The organism is Dermabacter sp. p3-SID358 (genome assembly GCF_025147465.1).
Classification (GTDB): Bacteria; Actinomycetota; Actinomycetes; order Actinomycetales; family Dermabacteraceae; genus Dermabacter.
Genome location: NZ_JALXOZ010000001.1, coordinates 97,127 through 112,256, shown reverse-complemented (window position 1 = coordinate 112,256; position 15,130 = coordinate 97,127). Strand labels below are relative to the sequence as shown.

General features: G+C 61.6%; 13 protein-coding genes. 7 read left to right on the top strand and 6 right to left on the bottom strand.

Annotated elements, in window-relative coordinates:
- Entirely contained in the window at nt 1–1,686 is a 1,686-nt protein-coding gene (gene sucB, locus M3B90_RS00570; RefSeq protein ID WP_259888106.1) for a 2-oxoglutarate dehydrogenase, E2 component, dihydrolipoamide succinyltransferase, read from the top strand.
- 66 nt (nt 1,687–1,752) lie between these two features.
- Here sucB and M3B90_RS00565 read toward each other — a convergent pair whose 3' ends face one another.
- On the bottom strand, nt 1,753–2,982 hold the full coding sequence (locus M3B90_RS00565) for an aminoglycoside phosphotransferase family protein (RefSeq protein WP_259888105.1): 1,230 nt from the start codon (nt 2,980–2,982) through the stop codon (nt 1,753–1,755).
- A 131-nt stretch (nt 2,983–3,113) separates the two neighbouring features.
- Between M3B90_RS00565 and lipB the strand changes: the two genes are divergently transcribed.
- From lipB to M3B90_RS00550, 3 genes are all read left to right on the top strand, one after another.
- Nucleotides 3,114–3,803, top strand: a complete 690-nt coding sequence (lipB, locus tag M3B90_RS00560) for a lipoyl(octanoyl) transferase LipB (RefSeq protein WP_259888104.1) — start codon at nt 3,114–3,116, stop codon at nt 3,801–3,803.
- 95 nt (nt 3,804–3,898) lie between these two features.
- Nucleotides 3,899–4,960, top strand: coding sequence for a lipoyl synthase (lipA, locus tag M3B90_RS00555; protein WP_259888103.1), 1,062 nt, complete (start codon nt 3,899–3,901; stop codon nt 4,958–4,960).
- Between the two features lie 67 nt (nt 4,961–5,027).
- Nucleotides 5,028–5,741, top strand: a complete 714-nt coding sequence (locus tag M3B90_RS00550; RefSeq protein WP_259888102.1) for a DUF4191 domain-containing protein — start codon at nt 5,028–5,030, stop codon at nt 5,739–5,741.
- Between the two features lie 57 nt (nt 5,742–5,798).
- Here the strand turns inward: M3B90_RS00550 and M3B90_RS00545 are convergent, their stop codons facing one another.
- Entirely contained in the window at nt 5,799–6,227 is a 429-nt protein-coding gene (locus tag M3B90_RS00545; RefSeq protein ID WP_259888101.1) for an RDD family protein, read from the bottom strand.
- 113 nt (nt 6,228–6,340) lie between these two features.
- Between M3B90_RS00545 and glnA the strand changes: the two genes are divergently transcribed.
- Nucleotides 6,341–7,765: a type I glutamate--ammonia ligase gene (gene glnA / locus M3B90_RS00540; RefSeq protein ID WP_259888100.1), complete on the top strand. Its 1,425-nt coding sequence runs from the start codon at nt 6,341–6,343 to the stop codon at nt 7,763–7,765.
- 26 nt (nt 7,766–7,791) lie between these two features.
- Here the strand turns inward: glnA and M3B90_RS00535 are convergent, their stop codons facing one another.
- Genes M3B90_RS00535 through M3B90_RS00525 form a run of 3 tightly spaced genes read right to left on the bottom strand, consistent with a single transcriptional unit; the run spans nt 7,792 to nt 13,016 of the window.
- Nucleotides 7,792–8,691 carry a hypothetical protein gene (locus M3B90_RS00535; protein ID WP_259888099.1) on the bottom strand — a complete coding sequence of 300 codons (900 nt, stop codon included), beginning with the start codon at nt 8,689–8,691 and terminating at the stop codon, nt 7,792–7,794.
- A 12-nt stretch (nt 8,692–8,703) separates the two neighbouring features.
- The gene (locus M3B90_RS00530; protein WP_259888098.1) at nt 8,704–11,676 is read right to left on the bottom strand and encodes a bifunctional [glutamine synthetase] adenylyltransferase/[glutamine synthetase]-adenylyl-L-tyrosine phosphorylase; all 2,973 of its coding nucleotides are present in this window, start codon (nt 11,674–11,676) and stop codon (nt 8,704–8,706) included.
- 8 nt (nt 11,677–11,684) lie between these two features.
- The gene (locus tag M3B90_RS00525) at nt 11,685–13,016 is read right to left on the bottom strand and encodes a glutamine synthetase family protein (RefSeq protein WP_259888097.1); all 1,332 of its coding nucleotides are present in this window, start codon (nt 13,014–13,016) and stop codon (nt 11,685–11,687) included.
- A 103-nt stretch (nt 13,017–13,119) separates the two neighbouring features.
- Between M3B90_RS00525 and panB the strand changes: the two genes are divergently transcribed.
- Nucleotides 13,120–13,932, top strand: a complete 813-nt coding sequence (gene panB, locus M3B90_RS00520) for a 3-methyl-2-oxobutanoate hydroxymethyltransferase (RefSeq protein ID WP_259888096.1) — start codon at nt 13,120–13,122, stop codon at nt 13,930–13,932.
- Nucleotides 13,933–13,955: 23 nt separating this feature from the next.
- Here panB and M3B90_RS00515 read toward each other — a convergent pair whose 3' ends face one another.
- Complete coding sequence (locus M3B90_RS00515; RefSeq protein ID WP_259888095.1) at nt 13,956–14,165, bottom strand: SPOR domain-containing protein; 210 nt, start codon at nt 14,163–14,165, stop codon at nt 13,956–13,958.
- A 52-nt stretch (nt 14,166–14,217) separates the two neighbouring features.
- Here M3B90_RS00515 and map point away from each other — a divergent pair, with 52 nt between their 5' ends.
- Nucleotides 14,218–15,123 carry a type I methionyl aminopeptidase gene (gene map, locus M3B90_RS00510; protein WP_259888094.1) on the top strand — a complete coding sequence of 302 codons (906 nt, stop codon included), beginning with the start codon at nt 14,218–14,220 and terminating at the stop codon, nt 15,121–15,123.
- Nucleotides 15,124–15,130: the final 7 nt, after the last annotated feature.

The following is a 15,130-nucleotide window of genomic DNA, read 5'->3' as shown; positions in this document are numbered from 1 at the left end:
ATGTCTGAAATCGTCAAAATGCCCGCACTCGGTGAATCCGTCACCGAGGGCACCGTAGTCCGCTGGCTCAAAGAGGTCGGTGAGGAGATCGCCGTTGACGAGCCGCTTCTCGAGGTTTCGACCGACAAGGTCGACACCGAGGTTCCCTCCCCCGTAGCTGGCGTTCTCGAGAAGATTCTCGTAAACGAAGATGAGGACGCCGAGATCGGCGCCGACCTCGCCGTGGTCGGTGACGGCTCGGGTGTCGAGAATGGTTCCGCAGAGCCAAGCGAGGGCGAGAACCTCGCCTCGGATCCGACGGTTGCCCCCTCGACGTCGCAGGAGGCTCCCGTTGGCGAGAGCCAGGCGCCGGCTGACTCGTCGAGCACCTCCGGTAGCGCCGAAGGTGAAGAAGTGAAGATGCCCGCGCTTGGCGAGTCCGTTGATTCGGGCACCGTTGTGCGCTGGCTCAAGGAAGTCGGCGACGAGGTCGAGGCCGATGAGCCGCTTCTCGAGGTTTCGACCGACAAGGTCGACACCGAGGTTCCCTCGCCTATCGCAGGCACGCTCCAGAAGATCCTCGTGCAAGAGGATGAGGAGGCCGAGGTCGGCGCTCCGATCGCCGTGATCGGCTCGGGCGCCCCTGCTGGCGAGGTCCCGGCACCTTCCTCTCCCGCTGCAAAGCCAGCCGAGGCTGCTCCTAAGGCCGAAGAGAGCGCAGCGCCCGCGGCTTCCGCTTCTGAAGCCGTCTCCTCGAGCAGCACCGCGCAAGCCTACGTCACCCCGATCGTGCGAAAGCTCGCATCGGATAACGGCATCGATCTCGGCTCGATCAAGGGCTCCGGCATCGGTGGTCGTATCCGCAAGCAGGACGTGCAGGAGGCCATTGAGGCCAAGAAGAAAGCCGAGGCTCCTGCTCCCGCTGCTGCTCCGGCTCCGGCCGCTGCGGCTCCCGCGAAGAAGGAAGCCCCGAAGGTCGAGGTGTCGCCGCTGCGCGGTACCGAGGAGAAGATGTCTCGCCTGCGCAAGATCGTTGCTTCGCGCATGGTCGAATCGCTCCAGACTCAGGCTCAGCTCACGACTGCGGTCGAGGTCGATATGACCCGCATCGCCGCTCTTCGCGGCCGTGCGAAGAACGACTTCCTCGCACGCGAGGGCGCGAAGCTCACGTTCCTCCCATTCATCATGCAGGCGGCTGTCGAAGCGCTGAAGGCACATCCGAAGCTCAATGCGGAGATCGCGGGCGACATGATCAAGTATCACGGTGTGGAGAACATCGGCATGGCGGCGGACACCGAGCGCGGTCTCGTGGTCCCGGTCATCAAGAACGCTGGCGATCTCAATCTCGCTGGCCTTGCCCGCCAGATTGGTGAGCTCGGCGCCAAGGCGAAGGGCAACAAGCTCACCCCGGACGACCTCCAGGGTGCAACATTCACGATCACGAATACCGGTTCGGGCGGCGCACTGTTCGATACGCCGATCGTTCCGAACCCGCAAGTGGGTATCCTCGGCTGCGGCACGATCGTGAAGCGTCCGGCAGTAGTGAAGGATGCCGACGGCAACGAGACGATCGGGATTCGCTCGATGATGTACCTGTTCCTCAGCTACGATCACCGCCTCGTCGATGGCGGCGACGCTGCTCGTTTCCTCTCGACCATGAAAAAGCGCCTCGAAGATGGCGCATTCGAAGGGGATCTCGGCCTCTAAGGCATTCCCCCCTTGAAGCTGCCCGGGCCGTGCTTTCGCAAGAAGGCGCGGCCCGGACTCTATGTACTAAGCGCTTTCCACGTCTTTTTCGAAGGGCACCGTCGACACAATGCGCCACTGCCCGGCAACTCGTTCGAGCCGGATGTCAACTTCGTAGGGTTCACTTTCGTCGAGCGCTCGAGTTTCGTTCGGAGCGCTAATGCGGGCTCCGGTCTCCTCAACTCGAACACGCACTCGCGCGCCGCTTTCACTCTGTTCAAGGGTGCGGGCCTCGAGAACGCGCATTTCACCGCCTTCAACCATCGTTCCGGCCAGGGCTGCTCGCAGTTGTTTGTCGGCGAGCTCTGCCTCACTTCCCGGCGCGGCGGAAAGGTTGTCGTCGGTCGCCCCTATGAGATAGCTGTGTCGGGCGGCGGCAAGTGACGTCATGATCGCGGCTGGATCCTCGATTCGCGTTTCGGCAATCATGGCGGGTGGCGTGTTCTCGGATGGGGCCGTGAACATGAGGCCTCCTGCCAGAGCTGCGCACAGGAGTACCGCAGGAAGTGCGAGCTTCAACGCCATGGGAGTGAGTATCCACAAGCGGCGCTGACCGCTGCCTTTGGCGCGCCGCTCAGAAGGCGATGGGGCGATCTCCTCTTCGGGTTTCGATCTCCTCCCGTGCGGGTGCTGTGCGGAGGGATCAACCATGCCCCACTCTCGCAAGGAGTACTCCTCGCGCTCCCCCGTGCGACGCTGAGCATAGCGATAGGTGTCAGCACCATTGGTCAGCCGTGCAAGCCATTGCTTATCGGCACGTTTCTTGACGGGCGTCAGCGTGGCCACGTGCGAAAAATCGGTGACGACCACGCGACCGTGCGGTGAAAGCTCGATCCCGCACAGTCCTTGAAGCCCGAGTGCAAGATTGCGCGAGTGAAGCGCGAAGAGAAGCCCCGCAAGATCCGCTGCCACATTCGCCATCTCGGTCTCGCCGGTCGCGACCATCGCGCGCGAGGCCCTCTTACCCTTGGGCGGAGCGAGAGCGCTCGGACCCTCGGCAATCGCGTAGGCCGCCAAACCGCACCATTTGACTGCGGGCACAGCAGTGACACCCGTGGCCCTGAGTTCTCTCAGCAGCGCGATTTCACGCCGCACTCGTTTCACTGCGGGTAGTGAGCGGGCACGGATGAGGACCAGGCGTCGGCCCCTGTGATCCCGCGCCTGCCAGACCTGTCGACCACGGTCCGTGCGGACCATGCGGATGAGTCGGTGACCAGTGCTGAACGCGGAGACCATGCGCGCGATGATGTGGCTCATGTGCCTATTCCAACCGAATCGTGCAGCCGATCCCAGAGGCAATCCGGAATTGTGGATAACTCGAAGGTCACGGGCAGCCGAGGGCGATACACGAACTTTTGCCTCGACACACGGAGCACTAGCATGGTGGGGTGCTCGACATCATCCACCTCGCTTTTTCAGAAGATTCCGGGATCACATCCGCCCACGAAGAGTTCAATCTTCCGCCCGGCCCGGTTGAGTACAACGCAGCGTGGGATGTCCAAAAGAAGATCCACGCGGAGGTCATCGCGGGCGAGCGCCCGAACACACTCCTCCTCCTCGAGCACCAACCTGTCTACACCGCTGGGCGCCGTACGCTCGAGATTGAGCGCCCGCGCGACGGGGCGCCTGTCGTTGATGTCGATCGTGGCGGCAAAATCACGTGGCATGGCCCGGGCCAGCTCGTGGGCTACCCGATCGTGAAGCTCCCCGCCCCTATCGATGTCGTGGGCTTCGTGCGAGGTATCGAACGGGCCATCATGAAGGTGTGCACAAAAGCGGGAGTGAACACCGCTCCAGTTGAGGGGCGCAGTGGCGTGTGGATTCTCGACGAGCTCGGCATGGACCGCAAAGTCTGTGCCATCGGGCTCCGGGTGGCGAAGCGATGCACGATGCACGGCTTCGCCTTGAACTGCGAGAACGACCTCTCGTGGGCAATGAACGTCATTCCCTGTGGCATCGACGACGCAGGCGTGACATCGCTTTCGGTCGAGACCGGTCGTGCCGTGCGCCCGAGGGACGTCCTTGCCGACGTCGAAGAAACCATGAAGGAACTCGAAGCCGAACGCGGCCTCGACTGATCAACAACGCTCGTAAAGATCACACACGTGCTTTACGGGATCGGGCACTCGTGCCCCTACAATCGTGAGAACCCTACTCGCAAGGAGAATGTGACGTGGCAGTTGAACCTCAAGGACGCCGCCTACTCAGGGTTGAGGCGCGCAACGCGGAGACCCCGATTGAACGCAAGCCCAGCTGGATCAAAACCACGGCGAATATGGGGCCTGAGTACACCGATATGAAGAAGCGTGTACATTCACGTGGCTTGCACACGGTGTGCGAGGAGGCCGGTTGCCCGAACATCTTCGAGTGCTGGGAAGATCGCGAGGCGACGTTCTTGATCGGTGGCGATACATGCACTCGTCGTTGCGACTTCTGTGACATCGCGACAGGCAAGCCCCAAGCGATCGATCCCGCAGAACCCTTCAAAGTTGCCACCTCGATTAAGGAAATGGGCCTCAAATACGCGACTGTGACAGGTGTTGCACGCGATGATCTTGCCGACGGCGCGGCAGGTCTCTTTGCCGAGACGTGCAGGCAGATCCACGCGATTAGCCCCGGTACGGGCGTGGAGCTGCTCATCGATGACATCAAGGGCGATTCGGCGGCTATGCAGCAGGTATACGAATCGAAGCCGGAGGTCTTCGGGCATAACCTCGAAACCGTTCCGCGTATCTTCAAAAAGATCCGCCCTGCCTTCCGCTACGAGCGAAGCCTCGGGGTAATCGCCGATGCGAAAGCACACGGCATGATCACGAAGTCGAACCTCATCCTCGGCATGGGCGAGGAAACGAACGAGATCCTCGCGGCCATGCAGGACCTTCGCGACCACGGCTGCGAAATCCTCACCCTTACGCAGTATTTGCGTCCGTCGAAGTTGCACCACCCGATCGATCGCTGGGTGAAGCCCCAGGAATTCCTCGAGCTTTCTGAGGCCGGTTATGAGATGGGTTTTGCGGGCATCATGGCGGGTCCAATGGTTCGCTCGTCGTACCGCGCGGGTCGACTTTGGGCCCAAGCCATGGAGAAGCTCGGCCGCGAGATTCCCGAAGAGCTCTCTCACCTCAATTCCTCGGCGCCTGCCCTTCAAGAGGCAACAAGCGTGGTTGAGCGACAGGAAGCACGTGAAAAGCGCGACAGGAAGCGCGCTGAGCGCAAGGCCGCAGCAAACGCCTAGGAGCGCTCCCCGGTTATGCTTGGGGGTGGTTTTCGGACCGCCCGCATCGCGCTAAGGACAAGGATTAATGGCACGCAAGAACCCCACCGACGACACCGCTAAGGCGAAGAAGCCCGGCCGGATCAGGCAGACCATCGACGTCTTCAAAGAGACGCAGGCGTACGACCGTTCGACCGCGCCGCTCATGATTCTCTCGATCGTGGGCCTCACGGTTCTGCTCGCCCTCGTTTTTGGAGCGTTCGGCCACCCCATCTACGGTGCCTTCATTGGCCTCGGTTTCGGTCTCCTTCTCGCGATGATCATCCTTGGTCGCAGGGCTCAAAAGGCCACGTACGCGAAGATCGAGGATCAGCCCGGCGCCGCGATCGCCGTGATGCAGCAGATCTCGCGTGGCTGGAACGTCGAGCAGGATCCCGCAGCGTTTGATGCTCGGAGCCGCTCGATGCTGTTTCGAGCAAGCGGCCGCAAGGGCATCGCGCTCGTGTCTGAAGGCTCGGGCGGTGGTTCCCGTAAGCTCATGAACAAGGAAGTCAAGCGTATGAACCGCATGTTCCCTAACGTGCCCGTTCACGCGGTGTTCGTGGGCCACGGCGATGATGAGGTGCCGCTTCCGAAGCTCAACCGGCACCTCACCCGCATGAAGAACGAACTTACGAAGGCCGAAGCCGGCGAAATCGGTCGGCGCCTTCACGCCCTGCCGAATCCGGTTCGCCAGGCCATCCCGAAGGGTGTGGATCCCATGCGAGCTAGGCCCAACCGCAAGGCCATGCGCGGACGCTGAGCCGACCGGTTTTTCGCCTTCGCCCCACGCAGTTCATGCCCGTGGGGGCGATGTCTATTAAGCGCGCACGATAGCAACGCCCGCGACGAGGTCGTGAAGGGTTTGGCGGTTGTCGTTCACGACGAAGGCGCTTATAACGCTCAGCATGATGATGCTGCGAACGAGTGCGCGCACGAGCATGGGAGAGCGCCCAGTCACGGGCAGCACGCGAAGGCCCGTGAGAAACTGACCGAGGCTTGCACCGAAGAGGGTTTGCATCACAATGACCTGTGCGAGGAAAAGCCCTAGCGTGGCACCGGGGTCGTAGTGAAAAGCAAAGAACGCCACAGCCGCAGCAGCCGCCCAGTCGAGACACAGCGAGAGAAAACGTTGCGGCAAAGGGGCAACAGAGCGGCTACCGTGTTCGGGAAGGGCTAGGGCCTTGCCGGGATATGCTCCCCCGCCTTGAGTTTCGGCCGGCTCGTCACGACTTATGGGCGGATTCATTCCTGAACCGTACTTTTACGGCCGTACGTGGTGCAAACTCTAGGGGCTTGCGCCGTAAACTGTGAGGAGCAAATGCCCTAAGCAATCGTGCGCACTGCACGGACGGAGGATACGTGTTCAGCAATCCCAGCGAAGCCGTAAAATTTATCGAAGAAGAAGACGTCAAGTTCATTGACATTCGCTTCTGTGATCTTCCCGGTGTGATGCAGCACTTCAACGTTCCCGCGAAGACCTTCGATGAGGAAGCAATTGCCGAGGGCCAGTTGTTTGACGGCTCGTCAATCCGTGGTTTTCAGGCCATTCACGAATCCGATATGAAGCTCGTCCCGGATTTAAGCACCGCTTACGTGGATCCATTCCGAGATCAAAAAACTCTCGTGATCAACTACGCGATCGTCGACCCGTTCACGGATGCGCCCTACAGCCGCGACCCGCGTACCGTCGCGGCGAAGGCCGAGGAGTACCTCCGTTCAACAGGCATCGCCGACACCGCCTTCTTCGCCGCCGAAGCTGAGTTCTACATCTTCGACTCGGTTCGCTACCAGACCGAATCCAGCGGCGCGTTCTACGAGATCGACTCGAACGAAGCCGCATGGAATACAGGCCGCGACGAGGAGTTCGGCAACCAGGGCTACAAGACCGCAATGAAGGGCGGCTACTTCCCCGTCGCACCCGTGGATCAGATGGCTGATCTTCGGGACGAGATGGTGCGTGTTCTCGACGAGGTGGGCCTCGAGGTCGAGCGCGCTCACCACGAGGTTGGCACGGGCGGTCAGCAGGAGATCAACTACCGCTTTTCCACGCTTCTTCAGGCGGCGGACGACGTCATGAAGTTCAAGTACGTGATCAAGAACGTTGCGTGGGAAAACGGGCGTTCGGCGACGTTCATGCCGAAGCCGGTCTTTGGCGACAACGGGTCGGGCATGCACTGCCACCAGTCGCTGTGGAAGAACGGCGAGCCGCTCTTCTACGACGAGAGCGGTTACGGGGGGCTTTCGGATCTCGCGCGCTGGTATATCGGCGGCCTTATCGAACACTCGCCCGCGCTTACGGCTTTCACGAACCCCACCGTGAATTCATTCAAGCGTCTCGTGCCGGGCTTCGAAGCACCCGTCAATATGGTCTATTCGGCCCGTAACCGTTCCGCGGCGATCCGTATCCCCGTGACGGGTAACTCCGCGAAGGCGAAGCGCCTCGAGTTCCGCGCACCGGATCCCTCGGCAAACCCGTACCTTGCCTTTTCCGCACAGCTTATGGCGGGAATCGACGGCATCAGGAACCGCATTGAGCCGCCCGAGCCCATCGATAAGGACCTCTACGAACTTCCGCCTGAGGAGCACGCGGAGATCAAAACTCTCCCGGCTTCTCTTGACGAGGCGCTCGATGAGCTCGAAAGAGATCACGACTTCCTGACCGAGGGCGATGTGTTCCCGGAAGATCTCATCAAGACCTGGATCGCGTACAAGCGCGAAAATGAGGTCGAGCCATTCAGGCTGCGCCCCCACCCCTACGAGTTCGAGCTTTACTACGACCTCTAAATTGGGGCGCTTCGTGGGGCTTCGCGCTAGAGCTTCGCGTTCAAGAGCGTAAGCAGCAGCTCCTTTGGGCTCTGTGCTTCGCCGAGCGCGCAGTCATCGGGCGCGAAGTCCCACGCTTTTCGCAGTGCCTTGAACGTTTCCCACTCGGCCTCGGAGGTACGAAGGGGAACGGCGCTGTACCCTCCCGATTCGGGCAAGTGGATGATGAAAGCGCCAGTGAGTTCGGGCATCTCCCTGAGTGTCCCGTCGTTGTCGAGGAGGTTCTCGGCCCGCATGACGGCCACTCCTTGAAGCGCGTAATCGCCACGCACTTTCTTCGAGGTTTTGATATCGCCCGTGAGAAGGGTATTTCCAATCTTCACGATAGTGTCGGTCGTGCCCGCGTACCCCACGGTGCGGTTGACGACGGTTTGCTCAATTTCGATGAACTCCGGCTGGAACTCGTCGAGGAATCCCCCAAAACCGTCGAGGCGCACGTTTGCTCGCGCCACGAGCTCTGCGAGGTTCGTTTCCATGCTCAGGAGGTCTCCCCCACTACGCATTTCCGTGGCAATCTCGCGCATGTCGGAGTCGGCGGGGCGTTCACCAGAGCGTTCCCATTCCTCGCACAGCGCGTGGACGTAGGTGCCAAAATCGGCGGTCGCTTTCGTGTAGTCGGGCGCGGCTTCGGCGATGCGCTTTTGCGTCGTCCAACTATTGCGGTTCACGCGGCGAATCTCGTCGAAAGCCCGCGAAGGATTTCGGTCGAGGTAGGAAAACATCTCGAGCGCACGCTTCGATGCCATGCGCGCGTACCAGCCGTTGAGGTGATCTTTGGCGCGCATCCCAGCCACGGTCGTGATGGAGGGGTGAACAAGTTTCCCTCCGGGCTCCATGCGATACATGCGCCCACGCGGAGTCTGGGCGCTCAATTCAGGTGAGGTCATAGCCTCCTCAGGCTACTCGCCAAAGATCAGCCGCTCGGCGACTTGACGCGAGTGGCGCGTGACTTTGAGGTATCTCTCCTCGATCGCGCGGGCGTTATCCACGGGCTCGCGCACGAGCGCAGCAATCGCCCGCAGGTCAACGAGATCCGTGGGAAGAGCATCGTTTTCGCGGCCACGCCACAGGAAGAGAGCGCGCCGAAGTTCCCACGCGAGCTGCCAGGCTTCAGAAAGCGCGAGGGCATCGGAGCTTTCCAGGTGTCCGGCCTTTTCCAGCGCGGCAAGGGCGTCGAGGGTTCCGACGATACGCAGGCTTTCATCATCACCCGCGTGCTCGAGAAGGAGTCTCTGCACGCACCACTCCACATCGGTCGTTCCGCCGCGGCCGAGTTTGAGGTGGTGACTCGGCCTCACTCCACGGGGAAGTCGCTCCCCTTCAATGCGAGCTTTCATGCGTGCGAAGTCTCGGCGCTCGCGGGCCTCCATCCCGCCGGGACGGTATCGTTCGCGATCCATAATGAGCGTGACCGTTTCGCTGAGGTCATTTGACCCGGTGATGCATCGCGCGCGAAGGAGGGCTTGGCGTTCCCACCGTTCGGCGTGGTGAGCGTAGTAGTCGTCAAAGCTTGCGAGCGTACGCACGAGCGGGCCCGAGCGCCCTTCGGGCCGCAGATCGGCATTCACACGCATGTTGATTCCGGAGGCCGGGGCGTTGAGGATTGTTTGTACGCGTGCGGCGGCGCGGGTTGCTTCCGCAAGGTCGCCTTCGCACACGAACTGCACATCGGCGTCGGAGGAGTAGCCCATCTCCCCTGCTCCGAATGACCCCATGGCCACGACGCAAAGATTGATCGCAGTATCCTGGCACGTTTTTTCGACGGTGAACGCGAGAATCGCTTCGGCGAGATCGGTGAGAGCACGCGCGAGGTCGGGGAGGTCGAGAAGTCCCGAGAGATGGGCGAGGGATATTCTGACGATTTCTCGCGCACGCACTCCGCGAAGAGCTTCGATCACATCGTCGTCGCTCGACGCTCGACCGGCGATGGAGTTGAGCTCGGCAGTGATCTTCTCGCGCGTAAGCGGCGCCAATTGGGCATCGTTGGAAAGCCAGCGCACGGTATTTGGCTGCCGTTCGAGTTGTTCCCCAACGTACCGCGAGCTCGAGAGTATGCGGGTAAGGCGTTCGGCGGCTACCCCGGAATCGCGGAGCATTCCGAGAAACCAATGGGTCTCCCGGAGCTTCTCGGAGAGTCTGCGGAAGGAAAGAAGACCGAGGTCTGGGTCGACACCGTCCGCAAACCATTCGAGAAAGGCCGGAAGCAAGTGCTTCTGGATGGCGGAGGCGCGGCTAAGTCCCTTGGTGAGCGCTTCGATATGCTGCAGGGCACGCTTCGGGTCTCGATAGCCAATCGCTTCAAGGCGATCGCGCTGGGCATCGGCACTGAGGGCGATTTGCCCGTCGCTGAGGCTCGCAGCGGTCGAGAGAAGCGGGCGGTAGTAGATCTCTTCGTGAAGCTGGCGCACTCGCCTGCGCACTGCATCGATCTCGGCGCGAAGCTTTTCGGGCCGGGTGTCGATCGCTCGTGCAAGACGACGTTCATCGTCTTTCGTTTTCGGCAGTAAGTGGGTACGCCGCAAACGCCACAGTTGGAGCCGATGTTCGCAAAGGCGCAGGTACCGGTATGCTTCGGCGAGTTCCACCGAGTGTTCTCGCCCCACGTAGCCGCCTCGCGTGAGCTTCTCGAGCGCGTGGAGGGTCCCCGCTTCACGGATGCTTTCGTCAGTGCGCCCGTGGACCATTTGGAGCAGCTGAACCGTGAATTCGATGTCGCGGAGTCCGCCGCGACCGAGCTTGATATCGCGTTCGGCATCTGCATGCTCGAGTACCCTCCCGCGCATAGCACGGGTGTCGTCAACGAAGCCCTCGCGTTTCGATGCCTGCCATACGAGAGGAGCGGTGATCTCCTCGAACCTGGCGCCAAGTTCTGCATCTCCCGCACACGCGCGTGCCTTGAGAAGGGCTTGGAACTCCCACGTATGGGCCCACTTTCGGTAATAGCGGCTATAGGACTCGAGTGTGCGAACGAGCTCGCCGTCGCGTCCCTCGGGCCGTAAATTCGCGTCGACCTGCCATAGGCTGCCGTCAGCTGTTCGTTCCTCGCACGCCCTCGCCACTTCACGCGCGAGTGCGCTTCCCACGCGGGTCGCATCTTCTTCACCTATGCCGTCATGCGCTGCCTCGGCGACGTACATGACATCAACGTCCGAGACGTAGTTAAGTTCGCGCGCCCCTGTTTTCCCCATCGCGATGATCGCGAGTCGCACGATCTCGTGGTCCTTCGTCGCGGCGCGGGCGAGCGCGAGCGCTCCTTCTAGGGCGGAATCGGCCAGGTCGGTGAGGAGCGCAGAGATCTCCTCCTGATGGTCGGCGGGCGCCTCTTGGCACACGTCACGCGCCGCGATCTGGGCAAGAAGAAAGTAGTAGGCGCGGCGGAAGGCTCGGCGCGGTTCGGGACCGGGGGCTGCAACGGGCAACTCGGCTTGGGGATCGCATCCGACGGCTGCCAGGATCACCTCGCGGAAGCGCGTTCGGGTCGGGCCGGCAAGCGTCGGACATCCAAGGATTTCCTCAAGCACCTCCACCTGTCGCGCGAGAGCATCTCCCAGCGCAACCGAACTGCCGAGAAGCAAAACCAGGGTTCGCCCGAGAATCTCGTCGTGAACGACTCTGACGAACTGACTGTGTTCCCCGGCCTCGGTCGCGGCATCGGCAAGTCGTGCAAGCCCAAGAAGTGCCTCGTCAGGATCTGCAGCTTTCCCCATCGCACGAACAAGCTGGGGCGGAACGCACGCAAGTGCGTCGCTCGCGAGGAGCGCTGCGCTCCGCTCCGTTTGAACGAAACCAAGGCGTGCGAGATCGAAGTGGGTGAACTCCCCACCGGGGTTTCCTGATTGAAGCGCCTCAATCGCGCCGGTTTCAAGCCTCATGCAGTTCCTCAGATGTCGAAGGTTGCGCGAAGCTCTGCCTCGGTCACCTGGCGGCGATAGCCTTCCCACTCTCGCCGCTTGTCTCGGAGGATGTACTCGAAGACTTGCTCGCCAAGAATGTCCGCCATGAGTTCTGAATGTTCGAAGCTCTCGATCGCCCGCACGAGGTCTGAGGGAAGTGGCTCGATCCCCATCGCCTGACGCTCGCGCTCGGTAAGCTCCCACACCGTGTCTTCCGCACCCTCGGGAAGCGGGTACTCCTCCTCGATGCCCTTAAGACCTGCGCCGAGAAGCGCTGCGAAAGCGAGGTAGGGATTCGCCGCCGAATCGAGACCGCGAAACTCCACGCGCGAGCTCGTGCCCTTCGTGGGTTTATGGAATGGCACGCGAACGAGGGCACTTCGATTGTTGTGACCCCACACGATGTAGCTTGGGGCTTCTTGCTCGCCCCACAGGCGCTTGTAGGAATTCACGAACTGGTTCGTGAGGATCGAGTACTCGCGCGCGTGCACGAGGAGTCCCGCGATGAAGTGCCGCGCGGTACGTGAAAGTCCATACTCGGCTCCCGGTTCGTGGAAAATGTTCGTGCCGTTCTGGAAGAGGGAAAGATGAGTGTGCATACCGTTGCCTGGATGTTCGATCATGGGCTTCGGCATGAAACTCGCAAACTTGCCCTCGGCAAGGGCGATTCCCTTGACGACGGCGCGCAAGGTGAGCAGGTTGTCGGCGGTCGTGAGCGCGTCCGCGTAGCGAAGGTCGATCTCGTTCTGCCCCGGGCCGCCCTCGTGATGGGAGTACTCGACGTGAATGTTCATGCGCTCGAGTTCCTGCATCGCCTCGCGGCGAAAACGGCTGCCGTCGACTCGCTGGACGTAGTCGAAATAGCCGCCCTCGTCGACGGGCTCGAGGGGAACGCCCGGTTCGTAACGTCGATCGAAAAGGTAAAACTCCACCTCCGGATGGGTGAGAAACTCCAGTCCTTTCGCCTCAGCACGCGCGAGGGCGTCGCGAAGCACGCGACGCGGGTCCGATGCCGCCGGCTCAGAGTCGGGGGTGTACACGTCGCAGATCATCACTCCGGTCTCCCCGCCACGGGGCGCACCCATGACGCGGAATGTCGCCGGATCGGGGCGAAGGAGCATATCGGATTCGTACGAGCGCGTGAGCCCTTCAATCGCGCTTCCATCGATGCCGATGCCCTCGTCAAACGCCTTGTCGAGATCATGCGGTGAAATCACCACCGATTTGAGGCGTCCCACAACATCGCTAAACCACAGGCGGATGTAGTCAATCCCCTGCTCTTCGACCTGCCTGAGCACTGAATCCTGGTGGCGTTCCATACACCAATTGTGCCCCACGCTCGCCATACCCCTGAAGTCCCCCGCAAGGCCCGATACGCTGGAAGCGCACGCGCCGCACTTGGCACGCATGAAAGGAATCCCCGTGAGCGAGAGCGCAACTCCGCGCAAGGTCCGTACCCACACCCTTCGCGACTTCAAAGAGGAGGGGCGGGCAATTACGATGCTCACGAGCTACGACACGTTGAGCGCCCGCATCTTCGACGAGGCGGGGATCGACGTGCTTCTCGTGGGCGATTCGGCGGGTAACACCGTGCTCGGCTACGACTCCACCGTGTACACGAAACACGAGGACATCGTGCGCTTCACGGGCGCCGTCGCTCGCTCATGTGAGCGTCCGCTTGTGCTCGCCGATCTCGCGTTCGGCACCTATCAGGTGAGCGCCGAGGACGCGGTGCGCCACGGCGTCGAGCTCATGCAAGCAGGCGCGCATGCGGTCAAGCTCGAAGGGGGCCGTGAGATTCTTCCTCAGGTGGAAGCTCTCGTGCGCGCGGGCATTCCCGTGTGCGGGCACCTGGGGTTCACGCCGCAATCGGTCAACCAGCTCGGTGGCTTCAAAGTTCAAGGACGCGGGGAGAAGGCCGACGCTCTCTTCGCCGACGCCGTCGCTCTGCAAAACGCGGGCGCCTTCGCCGTCGTGCTTGAGCTCGTCCCCGCCCCACTCGCCGCTCGCGTGACGGAGGCGCTCGAAATTCCTACGATCGGCATTGGTGCGGGCGTGGAATGCGACGGGCAGGTACTCGTGTGGCAGGACATGGCAGGGCTCAGCGGCTTCGAGCCTCGCTTCGTGAAGGCTTTTGCCGACCTCCGCTCGGAGCTCACGCGAGCGGCAAGCGCCTACGGCGATGCTGTTCGCGCGCGCGAGTTTCCGGCCCGCGAGCACACATTCGAGAAGTAGTGAGGTAGGCGATCGAGCGCTACCTACGCCTCGTCGCCTTCAAGCTCGTCGTCTCTGTAGTACTCGTTCCACTCCTCGGTCGCTTCATCCCATTGCTCGTTGCGCGCCTCAGCGTTGTCGAGCGCGTTTTGTGCCTCGGCTCGCGTGGCAAAGGGGCCCATGAGTTCGATCGCGGGGCTCTGGTTGCCCTCTTCGACCTGGCCCGTTCTGGTGTTGTAGTAGAACTCGCTCATGGCGCGGCCTTTCGTTACTCGATTTCCAGAAGAACCTGCGAGACTGGTAGTCATGACTGTAGACCAATGGCTTCGCCCCGAAAACCGTGCCGTGCTTGAGCCCGGCACAATCAGCCCGCTTCGAGAGGTCCCCTCGTCGATTGAGAGGCCCGAGTACGCCTTCAAAGATGAAGCGAAATCCGATAATTGCGGGCCTTTCGTCCAAACACCCGACGTGATCGAGCGCGTGCGCCGCGCCTCAAAGATTGCCGCCATTGCACTTCGTGAAGCTGGCAAGGCAGCGAAGCCCGGTGTCACGACCGACGAGATTGACGCCCTCGTCCATGAGGTCATCCTCGATCACGGCGCGTACCCCTCGACTCTTGGGTACTTGAGCTTTCCGAAGTCATGCTGCACAAGCCTGAACGAGGTCGTGTGCCACGGCATCCCCGATTCAACCGTCATGGAGGAGGGCGACATTCTCAACGTCGATGTGACCGCCTATCTCGACGGCGTTCACGGCGACACGAACGCGACGTTCCCGATCGGCGAGGTGGCCCCGGAGGCCGCCGAGCTCATCGAGCGTACAGAAGAGGCGATGTTCCGCGGGATCCGCGCCGCGAAGGTGGGCCGCGAGGTCAATGTTGTGGGCCGCGTCATCGAGAAGTTCGTGGGGCGCTTTGGGTATGACTCGGTCCGCGACTTTACGGGGCACGGCGTTGCTGAAGGATTTCACAACGGTCTCATCATCCCGCACTACGATTCTGCGCCCCACTACGACGACATCATTGAACCCAACATGATTTTCACGGTCGAACCGATGGTGACGCTTGGAACCCGCGCGTGGGACCAATGGGACGATGGTTGGACGATCACGACTCGCGATAAGGGCTATACGGCACAGTTTGAGCACACGTTCCTCATCACGGAGGACGGATACGAGACCCTCACCGATCCGGACGCCGACATTTCCGCGTAGAATAAAC